Below are 19,128 nucleotides of genomic sequence, written 5' to 3'. Positions count from 1 at the left end.
TCAACGCGTTGAGTAACACTTAAAAATCAAGTACAACTTCCACTGGACAATGATCACTACCAAGAATATCTGTATGGATTTTAGCACTGACTAAACGTTCATTCAAGGATTCTGACACAACGAAATAGTCAATCCGCCAACCTGCGTTATTTTTTCGTGCGTTAAAGCGATAACTCCACCATGAGTAGATGCCCTCAGCTTCTGGATAAAAATAACGGAATGTATCAGTGAAGCCACTGTCTAATAACTCAGTAAATTTTTGCCGTTCTTCAGGCGTGAATCCCGCATTTTTTTGATTGGTTTTCCAATTTTTTAAATCAATCTTTTGATGAGCTACGTTTAAATCACCGCAAAGAATTACGGGTTTTTCTTGATTTAATTCGTTTAAATAGGCACGAAAAGCATCTTCCCATGTCATTCGATAAGCTAAACGCTTTAGTTCAGCTTGTGAGTTTGGTGTGTAGCAAGTGACCGTGAAAAATTCTGGATATTCTAAAGTGATCACGCGGCCTTCTTGATCGTGAGCCTCGATACCTAAGCCATAGCGAACACTTAACGCTTCTTCTTTAGCGAAAATTGCTGTGCCAGAATAGCCTTTTTTTTCGGCATAATTCCAATACTGATGATAGCCAGGAAGTTCTAAATCAATTTGCCCAGCTTGTAATTTTGTTTCTTGTAAACAGAAAAAATCTGCATCTAATTCATTAAAAACATCCATAAAATTCTTTTTAACAACCGCTCGTAAGCCGTTGACATTCCAAGAAATACATTTCATTGTTGAAACTCCTTTCAAATAAGAAACGCTTTTGCTCGTTTCAGTGCAAACCAGAACCAAAGAAAAGGTCGCTTGGTGCTTTCTTCTATTCTAATACTTTTTAAAGAAGTTTTAAATACTTGAAAAGAAAAAGAGAAAATGACTGATTTTTGGAAAGAAGTAGTCTATGATAAAATAGTAAAAAGAGCAGAAATGAGGACAAATGAATGAAAATTGGAGTCATTGGTTTAGGAAACATTGCACAAAAAGCGTATTTGCCAACTTATAGTGAATGCCGCCACTTGGCAGAGTTTGTATTGGCAACTAGAAACCCAGAAACACGACAAGAAATCGCTGATCAGTATGGCTTTACAGAAACTGTTGGGACCATAGAAGAATTGATTGAAGCGAAGATTGATGCTTGTTTTGTCCATGTAGCCACAAAAGTGCATGGTGCAGTCGTTCGCCAATTATTGCAGGCTGGTATTCACGTCTTTGTGGACAAACCTTTAAGTGAAGAGCTTGCTGAAGTCAAAGAATTACAAGCATTAGCAGCAGCAAAAAATCTGCGCCTGATGGTTGGCTTCAATCGTCGTTTTGCCCCTTATACGGAAGTATTGAAAAATATTCCTGAAAAACAAACAATTTTTATTAAAAAGAACCGCATCAATACAACGAGAGAAACAAGTTTTATGATGTATGATTTATTTTTACATGTCGTTGATACCGCAGTTTATTTAGCGGAAGGACCGCTCCACGTGGTGCAGTCAAAATTAGTGGAAGAAAACGGTCATTTAAAACGAGCAATTTTACAATTAGAAACCGAACAGACAACGATTGTTTGTTCCATGGATTTACACTCTGGGGCCAATACAGAAACTTTTGAAGTCACCAGCCCCACAGGTACTTATCGCTTGGAAAATTTAACGCATTTGACCATCCAAACAGAAGAAGAATACCAAGTAAAAGAGATGGGAGATTGGACGCCAACATTGGAAAAAAGAGGTTTTTACCAAATGGTTACTGCTTTCATTCAGGCCATTCAAAAACCGCAAGAGCAAGAGTTAAAACAAGAAAAAGTCTATGAAAGTCATGCGTTATGTGAAGAAATGCTACGCCAACAACAACGGCATGTTCTTTAAAGAGGACTAGCAACTTTCTTTCTATCATGCTAGAATAAGACAGATATTTTGAAAAGAAAGGACTAACTTTCGTGAACACTAAAGCTATGTTAGAAACATTAAACGAAATTACTTTATTAGTAGATGAACCATTAAAAAACGTAACCTTTACCAAAACAGGCGGCCCAGCTGATGTGTTGGCCTTACCCAAAACAAAAAAAGAAGTCGAAGAGATTGTGGCGTATTGCCGAGAACAAGGACTTTCATGGTTAGTATTAGGCAATGCTAGCAACTTGATTGTTCGTGATGGAGGTATTCGCGATGTCGTGATTATGCTAACAGAAATGAAAGAAATCAAAGTAGCCGGTACTACCATGATTGTGGATGCTGGTGCCAAGCTGATTGATACAACCTACGAAGCCTTAGCAGCTGATTTAACTGGTTTTGAATTTGCTTGTGGTATTCCAGGAAGTGTCGGCGGTGCTGTTTATATGAATGCTGGAGCATATGGCGGGGAAATTAAAGATGTTTTCCAGTCTGCAGAAGTGCTGTTGGCAGATGGGACTATCCAAACAATGACGAAAGAAGACTTGAATTTCCGTTATCGTCATAGTGAAATTCAAGAATTACATTGTATTGTCTTGCAAGCAACGTTTGCTTTAGAAAAAGGAAACCATGCAGAAATTAAAGCCCAAATGGATGAATTAACGGAACTTCGTGAACTGAAGCAACCGCTAGAGTATCCCTCTTGTGGCAGTGTCTTTAAACGCCCTGTTGGTCATTTTACAGGGAAATTAATCCAAGATGCTGGCTTACAAGGCTTAAAATGGGGCGGTGCTCAAATTTCCGAAAAGCATGCGGGATTTATTGTTAACATCGATCATGCAACCGCAACAGATTATGTGGAATTAATTGCACATATCCAAGAAGTGATTAAAGAAAAATTTGATGTTGAATTACAAACGGAAGTTCGAATTATTGGTGAAGAAGTCTAAAAAATAAGCTAGGGAGGCAAGTCATTTTGACTTGCCTCCCTAGCTTTAAATCCTAAGATAAAGGTCGTAAATTTTACTCGTCTTCTAAATTTTCCAATTCTACAACTTTAAAGTTTTTCCGCTCTAAATGTTCTACAATGGCTGTACACGTTTCGGCAGTTGTGCCGGCTGGCAAAGTAATAAGTGTGCGACGAACAAATTCTTCACTATCAACATCCAATGTAATACAGCTGGCGATGCTGCTATATTTGGCAATGATTTTTGAAATGGCTGCTAAGTCGCCTTGTTGACCAACTGAAGCAATTGTTAAAACGTAGCTCCCTTGTTTTACATTCCAAGATTGCGCTAAAATATTTAATAAGGTGCTGTGTGTTAAAATGCCGTAAAAATAATTATTTTCATCTAAAACAGCAATGTAAGGTAGTTCTTTAATAGTAAAAAATACCTTGAAAAATGAAGTGTTGACATAAATAAATTTTGTGGCATTTTTTAACAAATAGGTAACAGGTAAACTCATATCACCACCGTTTGCTTTATGGCGGTAAATATGCATTTTATAGATATTTCCTCGGAAAATTTTTCCAGATTCGTCTAAAATTGGGACACAACGGTAACCTGAGTCTTCTAAAATAGAAAGAGCTTCTTCTAGAGTACAAGATTCATTGACGGTTGTTAAATTATCTTTTTTAATAACTACAGATTTTAATAACATAAACAGGCCTCCTAAGGGTTCATTTTTAATAAATTTATCATATCATAACTTAGCAGAAAACAATAGCTGAGACCTCAGAATAAAAGCAATTTTGTTAAAATAAATAGAAAATAAAGAAAAATCAGATATTTTATAAAAGAAATCAAGCACGTATTCGCGATAATGGTAAAAAATTACGTAAGAATCGGCACGGCGCTTCTTTAAAAAGTAAATTAAACTTTGACAACTTTTTCGAATAATGGTACTGTTAAGAAGTAAATTTGTGAATAGAGGAGGTCGAAGAACATGGCAACAAAGAAAGCAGCTCTTGCTTGTTCCGTTTGTGGCTCTCGCAACTATTCTAAATCCGTTAGTGAAGGTAAACGTGGCGAACGCTTAGAAATCAATAAATTCTGTAAATATTGTAATCAATACACGTTACATAAAGAAACGAAATAGATTTAGAGGAGGGTATCAACATGAAATTTTTCCGCAGCGTTGCTGATGAGATGAAGCAAGTAACTTGGCCAACAAAAAAACAATTGCGTAAAGATACATTAGTTGTAATTGAAACATCTATTTTATTTGCAGCATTGTTCTTTATCATGGATACTGTTATCCAAACGGCATTTGGCTGGATTTTAAAATAATTAATTCTAGTATTTCCCGACGAGGGGTGCTATAATAGTATTCGAGAAAAAGCTTCGGGAAACTGAGCTTTTTTTATTTGCTCGAAAAAAATAAACTAAAACATTTAAAGGAGCCGAATCAGTAATGGAAACTTTTGAAAGAAATTGGTACGTATTGCACACCTATTCAGGCTATGAAAATAAAGTAAAAGCAAACATTGAATCACGTGCACAAAGCATGGGAATGGGCGATTATATTTTTCGTGTCGTTGTACCAGAAGAAACAGAAAAAGAAGTCAAAAATGGTAAAGAAAAAGAAATCGTTCATAAAACTTTCCCTGGTTATGTGTTAGTGGAAATGATTATGACCGATGATTCTTGGTATATTGTTCGTAACACGCCAGGCGTAACTGGTTTTGTAGGCTCACATGGTGCTGGTAGTAAACCCGCTCCTTTATTACAAGAAGAAATTAACCACATTTTACGTTCAATTGGCATGAGCACCCGTCAATCAGACTTAGAAGTAGCGCTAGGCGATACAGTGAAAATTATCGAAGGTGCCTTTTCTGGTCTTGAAGGTGTTGTGACAGAAATCGATGAAGAAAAACAAAAATTAAAAGTAAACATCGATATGTTTGGTCGTGAAACAAGTACAGAATTAGACTTTGAACAAGTCGATAACATTGATTAATAAACAAGCTGACAAACTATTGTTCAGCTGATTGATACAGATTGTAGGGTCTGGAAAAGCAGTCAACTGACTTCTTTTCCAAGCCCTTTTTTAGTTCATCGCAGAAAGGAATGAAAAAAATGAAACATGCCCAAAAATATCGTTATTTTTCTTTGCTAATGGGTCTTGTTCTATTATTAAGTGCTTGCCAAATTGGAGCAAGCACGAAGAATGACAACCAAGCCGCCACAAAAGAAGCAACTGTTGAGTTAAACCGCACAACAACACCAACACTTTTTTTTCATGGTTACGCAGGAACTAAAAATTCGTTTGGCTCGTTACTGCATCGCTTGGAGAAACAAGGTGCCACAACTCAAGAATTAGTGCTACTCGTTAAACCTGATGGGACCGTGGTTAAAGAGCGAGGAGCTTTAAGTGGCAAAGCGACGAATCCCAGTGTTCAAGTTCTATTTGAAGATAATAAAAACAATGAATGGAATCAAACAGAATGGATAAAAAACACATTACTCTATTTACAAAAAAATTATCAAGTGAACAAAGCCAATATTGTCGGGCACTCTATGGGTGGTGTTAGTGGTTTACGTTATTTAGGAACCTATGGGCAAGACGCATCGTTACCTAAAATTGAAAAATTCGTCAGCATTGGGGCACCTTTCAATGATTTTATTGATACGAGTCAACAGCAAACCATCGAAACGGAACTAGAAAACGGCCCCACAGAAAAAAGTAGCCGGTATTTGGATTATCAAGAGATGATCAATGTTGTTCCAGAAAAACTGCCCATTTTATTAATTGGTGGTCAATTAAGTGCAACAGATTTAAGTGATGGAACGGTACCGTTATCTAGTGCCTTAGCAGTCAACGCCTTGCTAAGACAGCGAGGAACTCAAGTCACTAGCCAGATTATTAAAGGAGAAAATGCACAACATAGCCAATTACATGAAAATCCTGAAGTAGATCAATTGCTAATTGAATTTCTATGGCCGAGTAAAAAATAGCAAAAAGGCACATGTTCCATAAAAAATGGAACATGTGCCTTTTTCTATACTTGGGCTAGCGAAATAGCTTTTTTCAGCTATAATAAATAAAATTATTTATTTTTAGGAGATATTGGAATGTAATCCTCATGATTTAAATAAGCACAAATCAAGGCTTCAAAGGTGATTAATGTTTGGCTAAAAAACATTTGTGGCTGAGCGACACTTGTTGAAAACGGGCTGTAAGAGTCAGTTGAAAAAACGAGATCTGCCAGTCGACCAAGAGTTGAATTTTTGGCGCCAACAAAAGAAATGATAGGATGTTTTTTCTCTTTCGCAAGCAGAGCTGTTTCTTTTAGGTATTTTTCTTCACCAGAATGTGAAAGAATGATAAAAAGAAAATTCTGATTATTTTGACTATTTATCGAATGAGTATAGGCTGTTGTGATACTGGGGATGCCATGAAAATTGAAAACTTCACTAATGTAAGCCGCCAAATGTCGTGAAAAGTCATGACCTAAAATAACAAATAAATGACTCTTGTGTTTGGCAAGCAGTTGACAAAACTCGTTGGTTGTTTCAAATGAAGGCGCTGTTTCAAAAGGGATTGGCTGAGAAAAATGGGCTTCTTTTAATTTGTAAATAAGTTCATTATAACCTGATAAATTTAATTTTTTGGCTAAACGAATGATGGAACTAGGCGAAGAAAAGCAGTGTTTGGCAACTTCCCGAATACTCAAATCGGCCGCATTCGTACTTTGTTGATCCAAATAATACAAAATCTGACTTTCTGTTTTCGTTAAATGATACGTTTCTTTTAAGTAATCTAAGTTCATGAGCAAACCTCCTTTATCAGATTATAAATAATTTTGTGGGAAAAAGGTATCAAAAAATAAAAAAATGAGGTGTTTTTATGAAAAGGGCAACAAAGCAAAGGCTGTCTTTGACAGCAATCATGGTTTTACTTCTCTCGGGCTGTGGAAGTGTTGGGAAAGAAACCAAAAAGCAAGAACAACAGGTATTACGGGTCGGGATTGATTCGGAATTATCAACGGCAGACGTGTCGTTGGCAATGGATAATACAGCAGCAGATGTAATGAGCCAAGTAGGGGAGGGACTTTTCTCCTTTGACGAAAAAGGAGAAGCGAAACCAGCATTGGCAACTGAAAAAGTACAGCCCTCCAATGATGGTTTAAGCTATACTTTTACGATTCGAAAAGATGCAAAATGGAGTAACGGCGAGCCAATCACAGCCAATGATTTTGAATACTCTTGGAAGCGCACAGTGGACCCAAAAACAGCTTCCCCGCAAGCGTATTACTTTGAAGGGCTAAAAAATTATCGTGCTATTGTTGACGGTGGCAAATCTAAAGAAGAGTTAGGAGTAACAGCCATTGATGACCATACCTTGGAAGTAGAGCTAAGCTATCCTATGAGTTATTTTCAACAATTATTGGCGGTGCCAGCTTTTTATCCTTTAAATGAAGCATTTGTCGAAAAAACGGGCAAAAACTATGGTACATCAGCTGAGTCAACACTTTACAATGGCGCCTTCACATTAGAAGGTTGGGATGGCACGAATAATACTTGGTCCTATGTGAAGAATAAAAATTATTGGGATCAAGCGAATGTTTCGCTAGATAAGGTGGATGTCCAAGTCGTTAAAGAAGTCAATACTGGGAAAAATCTTTTCGAAGGGAAAGAATTAGATGTTGTAAAAATTTCTGGAGAAATTGTTGCACAAGAACAAGGCAATGCAGCTTTGAAAATTCGTGAAATTCCTGGAACGTATTATATCCAATTAAATACGCAAAAAGATCTTTTGGCAAATAAGAATGCACGTCGAGCGATAGCATTATCATTGAATTCTGAACGTTTAGCTAAAAATGTTTTAAATGATGGCTCAAAAAAAGCACTTGGCTTCGTGCCAACAGGTTTCACTAATCAAGAAACGCAAAAAGATTTTGCAGAGGAATTAGGAGATTTAAATCCTAGTGAACCAGAAAAAGCGAAAGAGTTATGGCAAACGGCTAAAAAAGAATTAGGAATTGAAAAAGCGGAGCTAACGATTTTAAGTTCGGATACAGAAAATGCTAAAAAAATCAGTGAGTATGTTCAAGGAGCTTTAGCAGATAATTTAGAAAATTTAACAGTCAATGTTTCGCCAGTTCCTTTTAATAATCGTTTAGAAAAAAGTCGCAGCGGAGATTTCGACATTGTGGTTGGTGGCTGGACGCCGGTATATGCTGATCCAATCGATTTTTTAAACTTATTGCAATCAAAAAATTCCAATAATTTTGGTAAATGGTCTAATAAGAACTTCGATCAGTTGCTTCAAGAAGCAAACGTAACTTATGCAAACAAATATGAAGAACGTTGGAAAACATTACAAAAAGTGGATCAATTGGTTGCGGAAGAAGCACCCCTAGTTCCTCTTTATCAATTAACAGAAGCACGCTTAGTGGCCGATTCTGTCCAAAATTTAGTCTATGGTCCATTAGGTTCAGGCTATTACAAATCAGTCTCTATCGGCGACAAGTAAAGGTTGGGAAAAAATGAAAAAAAGTCAAGCTGTTCAATTAATTCAGGAACTTTCAAATGCTAATGGTGTTTCAGGCTTTGAAACAGAAGTCGTTAGAATCCTTCAACACGCAACTGCGGATTTTACTATTCAACGGCTAGATGCCATTAAAAATTTATATCTTGAGAAGAAAAATAATCTAAGTGAAGGTCCAGTAGTGCTTTTTGATGCTCATAGTGACGAAGTGGGTTTTATGATTCAAGCAATTAAAGAAAACGGCTTGTTGCGTTTTCTTCCGTTAGGTGGTTGGGTCCCTAATACGATTTCTGCACAAAAAGTTCGGATTCGTAACCGGGAAGGTACCTATCTGCCAGGCGTAGTTACTAGTCGGCCCCCTCATTTTATGACACCAGAGGAACGTCAGCGACCGTTAACCATTGCTGATTTGACGATCGACATTGGGGCTACCTCAAAAGAAGAAGTAATTGAAACGTACAAAATCGATCTTGGTGCACCGGTCATTCCAGATGTGACGTGCTGTTACAACGAACAGACAGATCTTTTTTTAGGAAAAGCTTTTGATTGTCGCATTGGCTGTGCTTGCTTAGTGGATGTCATGGAGGAGTTGAAAGAAGAGACGCTTCCATTCAAGTTAGTTGCGACAGTAACTGCACAAGAAGAAGTTGGCGAAAGAGGAGCACTTATTGCCGCAAAGCAAGTCAATCCTGATTTAGCTATTGTTTTCGAAGGCTGCCCGGCTGATGATACGGCAGAAACGCCAGAGATGATTCAATCAGCAATGGGAAAAGGACCGATGTTACGTTATTTTGATGTTTCTATGATTACGAATCCGGAATTTCAAGAGTATGCACTAGAGATTGCTAAAATACACAAAATTCCTGTTCAAGTTTCTGTTCGAAGTGGTGGTGGAACCAATGGCATGGCGATTACACAAGTTCAAGGAGCCCCGACGATTGTTGTAGGAATTCCTGTCCGTTACGCTCACACACCCCATTGCTATGTAGATTTTCAAGATTACCAAGCGGCGAAAGAATTAGTCATTCAATTAATCAAAAATTTAGACGCCGACAAAATTCAAGCACTGGTTCAGCCATTGTCAAAGGAGTGGAACAAATGAAGATTTATGTGTCATGCGATATTGAAGGATTAGCAGGTATTGCGACATTTGATATGGAAAAAGAAGACACCGTTTTATTCCGAGAATTATATCACCAACATGTGGCTTGGTTGATTGAAGGGATTCAAAAGAGTGCTAAAAATGAACAAATTACAGAAATTACTATTGCCGATTCGCATAGCCGTGGATTGAATTTAGCTTATGCGCGCTTAGCAGAAATGGATGAACGAATTTCCTTAGTGAGCGGCTTTCCTCGCATGGATTATATGATGAGTGGCTTGGATAGTAGCTATGATGTAGTCTTTTTCTTAGGTTATCATGCCGGTATTGGTAAACAAAAAGGGAATATGGATCATGGGTATAGCGCTAGTGTTGCTTATGATTTAAAAATAAACGACTTAGCGATGAATGAAACGACAATTAATGCAGCTTACGCTAGCGAATTAGGTGTCCCTGTTGATTTAATTATCGGTGAATCAGGCTTAGAGGAACAACTTTTTCAAGAAAAAATGATGCCCGAAGTTCCCTTTGTTTCCACCAAAGAATCTCTGGGACGTTATGCAATCAAAAATAGACCCATGCAACAAGTTCGAGAAGCTATCGTAGCAACTACAAGTCAGGTGTTAACTTCCTTTGCGTTGTCTGAATTACCCAAATATACTTTGCGAACGCCAGCAACCGTAAAATTGCAATGTGTGACGACAGCACAAGCAGATCGTATTGAAATGTTACCAATGATTAAACGCATTGATGGTAGAACCGTTTCATTTGTGGGTGAAACGATGAAAGATGTCATGAATGGAATTGTCGCTGTGGTTGGTTTAGGCGGAACAAGTTATTAAAGAAGAAGCTTACGGAAAAAACGAATGGACGTTTTTTTCTGTAAGCTTCTTGCTATAGTTATTTCTATTTTTGTTTCTCTAGAATTTCTTTGCTTAAACGTTGTGCAGTTGGTGTCACCGCAAGACCGCCTTCAGCGGTTTCCTTGAAAATTTGTGGCATTTGGCGACCCACTTGGTACATAGCGTGTATGACTTCATCTGGTGGAATGACACTTCGAATCCCCGCTAAAGCCATGTCAGCTGAGATGAAGGCTTGAGAAGAACCTAATGCATTTCGCTTCACGCAAGGGACTTCAACAAGTCCCGCAACAGGATCACAAATGAGACCCATCATATTTTTTATCGTAATGGCTACAGCTTGCGCAGATTGATCAGGCGTACCGCCAGAAGCCGCAACTAAAGCGGCACTGGCCATTGCACTAGCAGAACCGACTTCAGCTTGACAACCACCTTCGGCACCACTGATTGAGGCATTGTTGGCAATCACTAAGCCAAAAGCCCCAGCTGTAAATAGAAAATCCAATTGTTGCTGATGCGTTAACTTTAAGCGATCAATAACTGCCAACAAGACGCCAGAAACTACTCCGGCACTGCCTGCGGTTGGTGTAGCACAAATCAAGCCCATTTTTGCATTAACTTCATTAACAGCAATCGCATTTCGCACGGCTTGTAAAATGGTCTCACCGCTTAAAAAATTGCCTGAATGTATGTAATCATTTAAGCGGGTTGCATCGCCACCAGTTAGCCCTGTTACTGAGGTAACACCAGCGATTCCTTCAGCGACAGATTGTTTCATAACGGCTAGATTTTTTTCCATTGTTTCAATAATTCGTTCACGAGAATACCCGCCATGAGCCATTTCTGTTGCAATCATTAATTCGCTCACAGAAGGGTACTCTTTCGCTTGAGCTACCAAATCTTCAATTGAATAAAACATCGTATTACTCCTTTACGTTCATTTAGTCAAAATAGTTGACGCTATATATATGAGGGATTTCAGTTAATTGCATGACAATGTCACCGACTTCGGCTTGATCAACTTCAATAATCATAATCGCTTTTTCCCCTTTAGATTCTCGGGTAACGGTCATTGTACTAATATTGATATCGCTAGCTGAAAGGATGTTGGTCACCTTAGCAATCATGCCAGGAACATCTTGATGGACAACGATAAATGTTGGCGTGCCCATACTTAAAGACAATTTGAAGCCATTTAATTCAGAAATTTGAATGTTTCCACCACCAATTGAAATTCCTGTCACAGATAGTTTTCGGTCGCCAGAAGAAACCACAATTTTAACGGAATTAGGGTGGTCTGCTTTTTCACTTTTAGGAATAAAACAAACTTCCATTCCTTGTTCATAAGCAATTTCCAAAGAATTGGCTAATTGCTCATCATCTGGTTCCATACCTAAAAGGCCGCCAACTAAGGCGATATCTGTTCCGTGACCACGATAAGTTTTGGCAAAAGACTCATATAAATAAATGTCAACGCTATCAGGTTGCTGTCCAAAAATACTCCGAACCACTTTTCCAATTCTTGCCGCTCCAGCTGTATGAGAACTGCTTGGACCAATCATAACAGGTCCGATAATATCAAAAACACTATTAAAGCGTAACTCTTCCATTTCAGCACCTTCTTCATTAGAATATGTTTTCATTGGAAGTCTAACACAAAAAATGGCGGGGAACTAGGCAATCGCTTGTGTTTTAGCGAATAATTTAAATTTTTATCAGAATGAAAGCAAGGGGCCTTCGTTGACAAATCAGTGAAGAGATGCTAAATTCTAGATAATAAAAGACGAAAAGAGGGATTCGTGCGTTGAAAATTTAAGTTAATTTTTTAGAGAAACTGTATAACTTTGCCTGAATATAGCGGGTGGAGTGTGCGGATTTTCGGAAATTAGCTTAAAGAATTCAGCCACGGGTCTTTTTGTATACCTTGGATTGATGCCGCTGATTTCCGTAAAGCTGCATCAATTTTGCTTTATGGAGGTATATTTATGTCGAAAATTGAACTAAAACAACTATCTTTTGCCTATGATAATCAAGAAGTATTGCTTTTTGATCAGGCAAATATCACGATGGATACCAATTGGAAATTAGGATTGATTGGCCGCAATGGCCGTGGGAAAACAACCTTATTAAGATTGTTACAAAAGCAGTTGGATTACCAAGGAGAGATTCTGCATCAAGTCGATTTCGTCTATTTTCCACAAACAGTTGCAGAAGAACAACAGCTCACTTATTATGTCTTACAAGAGGTGACTTCTTTTGAACAGTGGAAATTAGAACGAGAATTAACGCTTTTAAACGTTGATCCTGAAGTTTTATGGCGTCCCTTTTCTTCTTTATCAGGCGGCGAAAAGACGAAAGTTTTATTAGGTCTTCTTTTTATTGAAGAAAATGCCTTTCCTTTAATTGACGAGCCAACAAATCACTTAGATCTAGCTGGCAGACAACAAGTGGCTGAATATTTGAAGAAAAAGAAACACGGGTTTATTTTAGTCAGCCACGATCGGGCATTTGTTGATGAAGTGGTTGATCATATTTTGGCGATTGAAAAAAGTCAATTGACGCTGTATCAAGGGAATTTTTCTATTTATGAAGAGCAAAAAAAATTAAGAGATGCTTTTGAACTAGCAGAAAATGAAAAAATCAAAAAAGAAGTCAATCGCTTGAAAGAAACCGCTCGTAAAAAAGCGGAATGGTCGATGAACCGTGAAGGTGATAAGTACGGCAATGCTAAAGAAAAAGGAAGCGGGGCGATTTTTGATACAGGAGCCATTGGTGCCCGGGCAGCGCGCGTAATGAAGCGCTCGAAACACATTCAACAACGTGCCGAAACACAATTAGCAGAAAAAGAAAAACTATTAAAAGATCTTGAGTATATTGATCCTTTGTCAATGGATTATCAGCCAACGCATCACAAAACATTATTGACGGTGGAAGAGCTTCGTCTAGGCTACGAGAAAAATTGGCTATTTGCGCCAATTTCTTTTTCAATAAACGCGGGAGAAATTGTTGGAATAACAGGAAAAAATGGCTCAGGAAAATCGAGCTTGATTCAGTATTTGTTGGGGGATTTTTCTGGGGATTCAGAAGGCGAAGCCACTTTGGCTCACCAATTAACCATTTCTTATGTGCGCCAAGATTATGAAGACAATCAAGGAACTTTATCCGAATTTGCAGAGAAAAATCAGTTAGATTACACCCAATTTTTAAATAACTTACGAAAACTTGGGATGGAGCGCGCCGTTTTCACTAATCGAATTGAACAAATGAGTATGGGGCAACGGAAAAAAGTCGAAGTAGCCAAATCATTGTCTCAATCAGCTGAACTTTATATTTGGGATGAACCCCTTAATTACTTGGATGTGTTTAATCATCAACAATTAGAAACGCTAATCTTATCTGTGAAGCCTGCAATGCTAGTGATTGAGCATGATGCGCATTTCATGAAGAAAATAACGGATAAAAAAATTGCCTTGAAATCATAAAAACATCTTGAAAAAGTAAAGGGAATCCTGTATAGTAATAGGGTATGTTTTAAATGTACGTTGAGTGGGAGGGGAAATCTCAACCCCATTAACCACGCACGAGAACTTAAGGAGGTATTTTCGTGGCTAAAAAAGTAGAAAAAATCGTTAAATTACAAATTCCTGCGGGGAAAGCAACACCAGCTCCACCAGTAGGTCCAGCGTTAGGTCAAGCAGGTATCAACATCATGGGATTCACTAAAGAATTCAATGCTCGTACAGCTGACCAAGCAGGCTTGATTATTCCAGTAGTAATCTCTGTATATGAAGATCGTTCATTTACATTCATTACTAAAACACCACCTGCTGCAGTCTTATTGAAAAAAGCTGCAAAAATCGAAAAAGGTTCAGGTGAACCAAACAAAACTAAAGTTGCAACAGTTTCAAGCGATCAAGTGAAAGAAATCGCTGAACTTAAAATGGCAGACCTAAACGCCGCTGACGTTGAAGCAGCAATGCGCATGGTTGCAGGAACTGCACGAAGCATGGGTATCATCGTAGAATAATTTTTATTCCACACTTACTCAAAGAAGTAGCTTCTCAGTTCGTTTCATATTTAAAGATATGAAAGACGTGGGAGGTACAACCGTTATAACCACAATCAAGGAGGAAACAAAATGGCTAAAAAGAGCAAAAAAATGCAAGAAGCATTGAAAAAAGTTGATGCTACAAAAGCTTACTCAGTTGAAGAAGCAGTAGCTTTAGCAAAAGATACAAACATCGCGAAATTTGACGCAACAGTTGAAGTTGCTTACAAATTGAACGTTGACCCTAAAAAAGCAGACCAACAAATCCGTGGAGCAGTTGTGCTTCCAAACGGAACTGGTAAAACACAAACTGTTTTAGTATTCGCTAAAGGCGAAAAAGCTAAAGAAGCTGAAGCTGCTGGTGCAGATTTCGTAGGCGACGACGACATGGTTGCAAAAATCCAAGGTGGATGGTTCGACTTTGACGTAGTTGTTGCGACTCCTGACATGATGGCTACAGTTGGTAAATTAGGCCGTGTCTTAGGACCAAAAGGTTTAATGCCAAACCCTAAAACTGGTACTGTAACAATGGACGTTACAAAAGCTGTTGAAGAAGTTAAAGCTGGTAAAGTAACTTACCGCGTTGACAAAGCTGGTAACATCCACGTACCAATCGGTAAAGTTTCATTTGATAACGAAAAATTGGTTGAAAACTTCAACACAATTAACGACGTATTATTGAAAGCTAAACCATCAACTGCTAAAGGTCAATACATCAAAAACATTTCAGTAACAACAACATTTGGACCTGGAATCCACGTTGACCAAGCTTCTTTCTAATTTGAAAGAAAATAATTAAAAAATTCTTGACTCACTCACTTACCCTATGGTAAAGTGAGTGAGGTTAATAATTAACTGTACCGAAGACAGTAGGTGACGCAAGTCTTAATTTCCTACCGAGGACAATTGTTGAGTTATATACAATTCGGTCCCTCTATGTCTACGGTGGCATGGAGTTTTGTTGTTTTACACGACTTTTTGAAAAAAAGCCGATGTAAAACAATACTTGACGAACGAAGTGAGCGAAGTTTCATTTGATTCTTCTACTTTACATATCGTAAACCAAGTCCAACTCCACCATCAAAATCAGGAGGTGAAATAAATGAGTGAAGCAGCAATCGCTAAAAAAGAAACCCTAGTTCAAGCAGCCGCTGAGAAATTTGAATCAGCAGCATCAGTTGTAATCGTGGACTACCGTGGTTTAACAGTTGAAGAAGTCACTAACTTACGTAAACAATTACGTGATGCAGGCGTAGAAATGAAAGTCATCAAAAACTCAATCCTTTCTCGTGCAGCTAAAAAAGTTGGTTTAGACGGCTTAGACGAAGTCTTTACAGGCCCAACTGCTGTCGCATTCAGCAACGACGATGTAGTAGCACCAGCTAAAATCATCGACGAATTTGCTAAAGATGCAAAAGCATTAGAAATCAAAGGTGGCGTCATCGAAGGAAAAGTTTCTTCAGTGGAACAAATTACTGCCTTGGCAAAACTACCAAACCGCGAAGGTTTACTATCTATGCTATTATCTGTATTACAAGCGCCAGTCCGCAACGTGGCTTACGCTGTCAAAGCAGTGGCAGAGAAAAACGAAGAAGTTGCTTAATTGCAGTCTAATTCAAACAAATAAAAAACAAACAATTTTAATTTAAATGGAGGAAATTCAAAATGGCATTAAACATTGAAAACATCGTTGCTGAGTTAGAAACAGCAACTATCTTAGAACTAAGCGAATTAGTTAAAGCTATCGAAGAAAAATTTGACGTATCAGCAGCAGCTCCTGTAGCAGTAGCTGGACCAGCAGCAGGTGGAGCAGCAGAAGAACAAACTGAATTCACTGTTGAATTAACAGCAGCTGGCGATCAAAAAGTTAAAGTTATCAAAGCAGTTCGTGAAGCAACTGGCTTAGGCTTGAAAGAAGCTAAAGCTGTAGTTGATGGCGCTCCTGCACCAGTTAAAGAAGCTGTTTCTAAAGAAGAAGCAGAAGCTTTAAAAGCTGCTTTAGAAGAAGTTGGCGCTTCAGTAACAGTAAAATAATTCATTCAACTTTTGAATGTTCGAGAACCCTTGTGTGGCAAGGGTTCTTTTTTTATAGCAAACGGTAGTTGTCTTTTGCTAAAACAACTACCGTTAGTAAAATATCTATAAAATTTAATTGTCTACTTTGACAAATTAACAACAATACAATCATCTACCACTCGGATAGAATCTTTGCTAGGCCAGACATTCATTTCCGCTTGTAAAGCTTTGTGTTTTTCAAAATCTTCTGGTGTAGGATCATTAAAATTTAATCCAAATGTTTTCATATAGAGTAAAGTATTTAAACTAGTATGCACCGAGTTAGGCATGAATTCAAATAATGAGACACCGTTTGTTTCCCCTTTTATATTTGAAACATTCCGAGGAGAACGATTTCCATACATTAAAAGTTTATAGGATTCTGGATTCTCAATTTCCATTGAATAAATATTATTTGTAATCATTTCCGCAGTACGTAAATCTTCTTCCGCTGTTAGATACTCAGAATATTCTAGGTTGGTTGTTTCCCGAACTTGAATAAAAGTAAAGAGAATTACTATGCCAACTAATAAATGTTTAAGCACAAAGTTGTATCCCCAGTAAATCATAATAAAGATGAGTAATAACGCTAAAACAGCAGGGAAGTTAGGTACTTCACCTCTAATTGCTGGACGTTTTCCACCTAAAATTGTAAACATGAGTGGGGTGATTAGAATACCTAACAAGGTAATAAAGATGAAGAAAACATTTTTGCGTTTCAGATAGGACATATTAATTAATACAATGACCAGTAAAAGAATACATATCAAAAACAGCGGTGTAAAAAAAGTGTCTCCGACTGGAGGGAAGAATAGTTCTTTGGCGTAATCTTTAATATCGTTGATAGAATCTATCAAGGGGCGTTTACCCCAAAGAATCATATTATCTAGATAGGAGCTTTCAACGTTTAAAACTTTTTTTGCTAACACCGTCATTAGTTGAGATAGAACGAGAGATGAAATAGCTAGTAGAATAAAATGACCAATTTTGAAGGCATAGTCTTTAAAAGAAATTTTAAGGTCATTCAACTGAGCAAAATACAATGCCATTAAAATCTTGAATAAAATTAAGGTACACGCAAATACAAAGAATGATTGGTACATAGTAAGTGTAAATGTCAGCAACAAAAAGCCGAATAATTTAAAAATTTTATTGGGAATATGGTAAATAGCAATGAGAGAAAGTATAACCAAACAGATACCTAATGAAAATTCAAAATTTTGTAGGACGAAGTAAAATTGTTCGCTAAATAATTGACTGGTTGGAAAAATACTTGGGATAATATATAAATACTTTTTGTTATAAATCTGCTTAGTTGAAAGATCAACATAATAGCACAACAAGATAGTGGCAATAGCAAAGAAAATAATAGCTAACAAATTTAAAAAATAAACATTTACATAGTTGTATGTTAAAAGCTTTAAAGCTACTAATCCTGGTCTACCAATCGAAACCCAATGTTTTAAGTAGCCTCTGTAGTTAGTCATTAAGTGCATAGTATCAATAGCGTAAGTATTGTTAAATAGTTTAATACCATAAGTAGCAAAGACGATTAAAAAGCTGTAGATGGCTAAACCTTTGTTTTCTTTAATAAAATGTTTCATTTTTCTCTCCAATATTGTTTATTTGCTAAAACTTGTAAATTATTTATTGATTTTGATTAGTCTATATATCACACTCCCACCTATAATAAAACCCTAATTAATTATAAAATAGATAAATTATAAGAACTACCTAAATTTGAAAATTATTAAATAAATCGTTTTTTTCTTTAACTACAGATAAGCAACAATTTATTTTAAGTCAAAAACTGTTGACGATATTGTCGAGGTGTCATCTCTTTTTTCTGGAAGAAAAATTTTGAAAAATAAGAAGGTGAAGAAAAACCTGCTTCAAAACTGATTTCCGTGATGGTTAAGGAACTTTTTCTTAACAGAGAACAGGCTTTTTGCAATTTTAAGTTTTGTACATAAATACTAGGATTTGTTTGTTCATAACGCTGAAACAGCTTAAATAAATAGCTACGATCAATGTTATATTCAGAAGCTAATTGACTAATTGAAAGATTGTTTGAAAAATTTTCGTGAATAGCCATTTTAATTTGGTTAAATAATTGTTGGCTTTGGTTTTCGTGCTGTGTAACGGAATGATGCTCTAGATAATTCAACAATTGAAAGCTTTCACTTAAACTGCCAAAATGATTATGTTTCTTCGCTTCTTGGTAAATATTTTTAAATAAACTTTCTAATTTCTTATCAACAGTTCCTTTTAAAATACAATTTTCGGTAGTCAGGCCTATTTTTTCTAAATACTGAGACGAAAGATCTCCAACAAAACCGACCCAATGATAGGTCCAAGGATTTTGCCGATTAGGATAATAAATATTGCGACAATTGGCTGGAATCATAAACAAATCGCCAGCGGTAATGTGTTGTTTTTCCATAAAGGGTGTTGAAAAATAGCCTTCACCATCGCTACAATAATGCAAAACCCAATAATTAATGGGGGCAAACTCAGTTGGTTTTGTCGGACGGCATTTTTCATAGCCAGCTTCATAAAGATGAAATTCTTGGCTAATAGGTTGATCATTAATCAGGATGCTGACATTATTTGTAAAAACATTTTGCATGCTATCACCTCTTTATAAG

General features: G+C 37.1%; 21 protein-coding genes and 1 other annotated feature. Of the genes, 14 read left to right on the top strand and 7 right to left on the bottom strand.

Annotation, left to right across the window (positions count from 1 at the left end; all coding sequences use genetic code 11):
* Positions 1-19: 19 nt before the first annotated feature.
* Positions 20-775 carry an exodeoxyribonuclease III gene (locus tag IGL90_RS10690; protein WP_048737874.1) on the bottom strand — a complete coding sequence of 252 codons (756 nt, stop codon included), beginning with the start codon at positions 773-775 and terminating at the stop codon, positions 20-22.
* A 206-nt stretch (positions 776-981) separates the two neighbouring features.
* Here IGL90_RS10690 and IGL90_RS10685 point away from each other — a divergent pair, with 206 nt between their 5' ends.
* Both IGL90_RS10685 and murB read left to right on the top strand, forming a co-directional pair.
* Positions 982-1,896 carry a Gfo/Idh/MocA family protein gene (locus IGL90_RS10685; RefSeq protein ID WP_002376508.1) on the top strand — a complete coding sequence of 305 codons (915 nt, stop codon included), beginning with the start codon at positions 982-984 and terminating at the stop codon, positions 1,894-1,896.
* Positions 1,897-1,982: 86 nt separating this feature from the next.
* Positions 1,983-2,870, top strand: coding sequence for a UDP-N-acetylmuramate dehydrogenase (murB, locus tag IGL90_RS10680; RefSeq protein ID WP_002387193.1), 888 nt, complete (start codon positions 1,983-1,985; stop codon positions 2,868-2,870).
* A gap of 73 nt (positions 2,871-2,943) precedes the next feature.
* Here murB and cbpA read toward each other — a convergent pair whose 3' ends face one another.
* Complete coding sequence (gene cbpA / locus IGL90_RS10675) at positions 2,944-3,582, bottom strand: cyclic di-AMP binding protein CbpA (RefSeq protein ID WP_002365057.1); 639 nt, start codon at positions 3,580-3,582, stop codon at positions 2,944-2,946.
* 285 nt (positions 3,583-3,867) lie between these two features.
* Here cbpA and rpmG point away from each other — a divergent pair, with 285 nt between their 5' ends.
* From rpmG to IGL90_RS10655, 4 genes are all read left to right on the top strand, one after another.
* Positions 3,868-4,020: a 50S ribosomal protein L33 gene (rpmG, locus tag IGL90_RS10670; protein WP_002356408.1), complete on the top strand. Its 153-nt coding sequence runs from the start codon at positions 3,868-3,870 to the stop codon at positions 4,018-4,020.
* A 20-nt stretch (positions 4,021-4,040) separates the two neighbouring features.
* Entirely contained in the window at positions 4,041-4,211 is a 171-nt protein-coding gene (gene secE / locus IGL90_RS10665) for a preprotein translocase subunit SecE (protein WP_002356409.1), read from the top strand.
* A 124-nt stretch (positions 4,212-4,335) separates the two neighbouring features.
* Complete coding sequence (gene nusG / locus IGL90_RS10660) at positions 4,336-4,881, top strand: transcription termination/antitermination protein NusG (RefSeq protein ID WP_002384070.1); 546 nt, start codon at positions 4,336-4,338, stop codon at positions 4,879-4,881.
* Positions 4,882-4,991: 110 nt separating this feature from the next.
* Positions 4,992-5,879, top strand: coding sequence for an alpha/beta hydrolase (locus IGL90_RS10655; protein ID WP_048737876.1), 888 nt, complete (start codon positions 4,992-4,994; stop codon positions 5,877-5,879).
* 92 nt (positions 5,880-5,971) lie between these two features.
* Here IGL90_RS10655 and IGL90_RS10650 read toward each other — a convergent pair whose 3' ends face one another.
* Entirely contained in the window at positions 5,972-6,694 is a 723-nt protein-coding gene (locus IGL90_RS10650; RefSeq protein ID WP_048737878.1) for a MurR/RpiR family transcriptional regulator, read from the bottom strand.
* 77 nt (positions 6,695-6,771) lie between these two features.
* Between IGL90_RS10650 and IGL90_RS10645 the strand changes: the two genes are divergently transcribed.
* The 3 genes from IGL90_RS10645 to IGL90_RS10635 are packed head-to-tail and all read left to right on the top strand — an operon-like array spanning position 6,772 to position 10,359.
* Positions 6,772-8,400, top strand: a complete 1,629-nt coding sequence (locus tag IGL90_RS10645; RefSeq protein WP_048737879.1) for a peptide ABC transporter substrate-binding protein — start codon at positions 6,772-6,774, stop codon at positions 8,398-8,400.
* Between the two features lie 13 nt (positions 8,401-8,413).
* Entirely contained in the window at positions 8,414-9,517 is a 1,104-nt protein-coding gene (locus IGL90_RS10640) for a M42 family metallopeptidase (RefSeq protein ID WP_002356417.1), read from the top strand.
* Positions 9,514-10,359, top strand: coding sequence for a M55 family metallopeptidase (locus IGL90_RS10635; protein ID WP_048737881.1), 846 nt, complete (start codon positions 9,514-9,516; stop codon positions 10,357-10,359). The genes IGL90_RS10640 and IGL90_RS10635 overlap by 4 nt, the downstream gene beginning before the upstream one ends.
* A gap of 64 nt (positions 10,360-10,423) precedes the next feature.
* Here IGL90_RS10635 and sdaAA read toward each other — a convergent pair whose 3' ends face one another.
* Together sdaAA and sdaAB are read right to left on the bottom strand one after the other, a co-directional pair.
* On the bottom strand, positions 10,424-11,296 hold the full coding sequence (gene sdaAA / locus IGL90_RS10630) for an L-serine ammonia-lyase, iron-sulfur-dependent, subunit alpha (RefSeq protein WP_002367199.1): 873 nt from the start codon (positions 11,294-11,296) through the stop codon (positions 10,424-10,426).
* Positions 11,297-11,318: 22 nt separating this feature from the next.
* The gene (gene sdaAB / locus IGL90_RS10625; RefSeq protein ID WP_048737883.1) at positions 11,319-11,987 is read right to left on the bottom strand and encodes an L-serine ammonia-lyase, iron-sulfur-dependent subunit beta; all 669 of its coding nucleotides are present in this window, start codon (positions 11,985-11,987) and stop codon (positions 11,319-11,321) included.
* Between the two features lie 375 nt (positions 11,988-12,362).
* Here sdaAB and lsa(A) point away from each other — a divergent pair, with 375 nt between their 5' ends.
* The 5 genes from lsa(A) to rplL all read left to right on the top strand — a co-directional run bounded on the left by lsa(A) (position 12,363) and on the right by rplL (position 16,459).
* Positions 12,363-13,859, top strand: coding sequence for an ABC-F type ribosomal protection protein Lsa(A) (lsa(A), locus tag IGL90_RS10620; RefSeq protein WP_048737885.1), 1,497 nt, complete (start codon positions 12,363-12,365; stop codon positions 13,857-13,859).
* 122 nt (positions 13,860-13,981) lie between these two features.
* On the top strand, positions 13,982-14,404 hold the full coding sequence (gene rplK, locus IGL90_RS10615; RefSeq protein WP_002356424.1) for a 50S ribosomal protein L11: 423 nt from the start codon (positions 13,982-13,984) through the stop codon (positions 14,402-14,404).
* Positions 14,405-14,515: 111 nt separating this feature from the next.
* The gene (rplA, locus tag IGL90_RS10610; protein WP_002356425.1) at positions 14,516-15,205 is read left to right on the top strand and encodes a 50S ribosomal protein L1; all 690 of its coding nucleotides are present in this window, start codon (positions 14,516-14,518) and stop codon (positions 15,203-15,205) included.
* Positions 15,206-15,267: 62 nt separating this feature from the next.
* Positions 15,268-15,397: a sequence feature (ribosomal protein L10 leader region), on the top strand.
* A gap of 130 nt (positions 15,398-15,527) precedes the next feature.
* On the top strand, positions 15,528-16,028 hold the full coding sequence (rplJ, locus tag IGL90_RS10605; RefSeq protein ID WP_002356426.1) for a 50S ribosomal protein L10: 501 nt from the start codon (positions 15,528-15,530) through the stop codon (positions 16,026-16,028).
* A 62-nt stretch (positions 16,029-16,090) separates the two neighbouring features.
* The gene (gene rplL / locus IGL90_RS10600) at positions 16,091-16,459 is read left to right on the top strand and encodes a 50S ribosomal protein L7/L12 (RefSeq protein ID WP_002356427.1); all 369 of its coding nucleotides are present in this window, start codon (positions 16,091-16,093) and stop codon (positions 16,457-16,459) included.
* Positions 16,460-16,581: 122 nt separating this feature from the next.
* Here the strand turns inward: rplL and IGL90_RS10595 are convergent, their stop codons facing one another.
* Both IGL90_RS10595 and IGL90_RS10590 read right to left on the bottom strand, forming a co-directional pair.
* Positions 16,582-18,084, bottom strand: coding sequence for a glucosyltransferase domain-containing protein (locus tag IGL90_RS10595; protein WP_048737888.1), 1,503 nt, complete (start codon positions 18,082-18,084; stop codon positions 16,582-16,584).
* 194 nt (positions 18,085-18,278) lie between these two features.
* A complete protein-coding gene (locus tag IGL90_RS10590) occupies positions 18,279-19,109 on the bottom strand; it encodes an AraC family transcriptional regulator (protein WP_002356429.1) in 831 nt (276 codons plus the stop codon).
* Positions 19,110-19,128: the final 19 nt, after the last annotated feature.

This window comes from Enterococcus sp. DIV1307a (assembly GCF_050537425.1).
Classification (GTDB): Bacteria; Bacillota; Bacilli; order Lactobacillales; family Enterococcaceae; genus Enterococcus; species Enterococcus faecalis.
This window is presented reverse-complemented; position numbering and strand designations above follow the sequence as displayed.

Coding starts and splice junctions, on each gene's coding strand:
- IGL90_RS10690 (WP_048737874.1), bottom strand. CDS start 775: ATGAAATGTATTTCTTGGAATGTCAACGGCTTACGAGCGGTTGTTAAA.
- IGL90_RS10685 (WP_002376508.1), top strand. CDS start 982: ATGAAAATTGGAGTCATTGGTTTAGGAAACATTGCACAAAAAGCGTAT.
- murB (WP_002387193.1), top strand. CDS start 1,983: ATGTTAGAAACATTAAACGAAATTACTTTATTAGTAGATGAACCATTA.
- cbpA (WP_002365057.1), bottom strand. CDS start 3,582: ATGTTATTAAAATCTGTAGTTATTAAAAAAGATAATTTAACAACCGTC.
- rpmG (WP_002356408.1), top strand. CDS start 3,868: ATGGCAACAAAGAAAGCAGCTCTTGCTTGTTCCGTTTGTGGCTCTCGC.
- secE (WP_002356409.1), top strand. CDS start 4,041: ATGAAATTTTTCCGCAGCGTTGCTGATGAGATGAAGCAAGTAACTTGG.
- nusG (WP_002384070.1), top strand. CDS start 4,336: ATGGAAACTTTTGAAAGAAATTGGTACGTATTGCACACCTATTCAGGC.
- IGL90_RS10655 (WP_048737876.1), top strand. CDS start 4,992: ATGAAAAAAATGAAACATGCCCAAAAATATCGTTATTTTTCTTTGCTA.
- IGL90_RS10650 (WP_048737878.1), bottom strand. CDS start 6,694: ATGAACTTAGATTACTTAAAAGAAACGTATCATTTAACGAAAACAGAA.
- IGL90_RS10645 (WP_048737879.1), top strand. CDS start 6,772: ATGAAAAGGGCAACAAAGCAAAGGCTGTCTTTGACAGCAATCATGGTT.
- IGL90_RS10640 (WP_002356417.1), top strand. CDS start 8,414: ATGAAAAAAAGTCAAGCTGTTCAATTAATTCAGGAACTTTCAAATGCT.
- IGL90_RS10635 (WP_048737881.1), top strand. CDS start 9,514: ATGAAGATTTATGTGTCATGCGATATTGAAGGATTAGCAGGTATTGCG.
- sdaAA (WP_002367199.1), bottom strand. CDS start 11,296: ATGTTTTATTCAATTGAAGATTTGGTAGCTCAAGCGAAAGAGTACCCT.
- sdaAB (WP_048737883.1), bottom strand. CDS start 11,987: ATGGAAGAGTTACGCTTTAATAGTGTTTTTGATATTATCGGACCTGTT.
- rplA (WP_002356425.1), top strand. CDS start 14,516: ATGGCTAAAAAGAGCAAAAAAATGCAAGAAGCATTGAAAAAAGTTGAT.
- rplJ (WP_002356426.1), top strand. CDS start 15,528: ATGAGTGAAGCAGCAATCGCTAAAAAAGAAACCCTAGTTCAAGCAGCC.
- rplL (WP_002356427.1), top strand. CDS start 16,091: ATGGCATTAAACATTGAAAACATCGTTGCTGAGTTAGAAACAGCAACT.
- IGL90_RS10595 (WP_048737888.1), bottom strand. CDS start 18,084: ATGAAACATTTTATTAAAGAAAACAAAGGTTTAGCCATCTACAGCTTT.
- IGL90_RS10590 (WP_002356429.1), bottom strand. CDS start 19,109: ATGCAAAATGTTTTTACAAATAATGTCAGCATCCTGATTAATGATCAA.